Source organism: Tepidiforma sp., from assembly GCF_026419595.1.
Taxonomy (GTDB): Bacteria; Chloroflexota; Dehalococcoidia; order Tepidiformales; family Tepidiformaceae; genus Tepidiforma.
The window spans coordinates 1-534 of record NZ_JANZZD010000131.1; the positions used below are offsets into that span (position 1 = coordinate 1).

Annotated in this window: 1 protein-coding gene; it reads left to right on the top strand. The window is 65.5% G+C overall.

The genetic code is table 11. The features are described 5' to 3' along the window. Positions 1–316 precede the first annotated feature (316 nt). On the top strand, positions 317–534 hold a 218-nt coding region (locus tag N2041_RS14770), incomplete at its 3' end, for a hypothetical protein (protein ID WP_297679392.1).

Sequence of the window (534 nt, forward strand, 5' to 3'; positions counted from 1 at the left end):
GGTCGACGGTGTGGCTGACTGACAGCGGTGCCGCTTACGTTGACTTCTACACGAACAACCCGAACGTCCGCGCTGTGAACTGGGGAACTGGATACAACGGGATGCAATTCATGGGGTCGAGGTGTCCATCGTTCTGGTGCCGAGCTGGCCTCTTCTGGTGGGGCGCCCACATCAAGGCCGAGGTACCGTCCGGCGGAACGTATCCGACTATTCTCGCTACGGGTCACTAGGCAAGGTGAAGTCGACGGACGGCGGTTCCTCGGGCGGCAGCGCTTTTCGCTCGTGAAGGAATGGCGCAATCAGAAAGGAGACAAACGTGGTATCGAGTCGGCAATGGGTCATCGCGGGGGTCGCGGCGCTGGTCGCAGCGGCGGCAGCGGCGACGGCACTGGGAGCCTTCCGCGGGGGCGATGCGGAGCCGCGGAAGCTGGCGGATGAGTTCCCCTACGCGCAGGAGGGGCAGGCCGCGGCGGGGGGCATCACGCTGCGGCTCACCTCGGCGGATTTCAGCGGAACGGCCACGCTGGTCCGGCT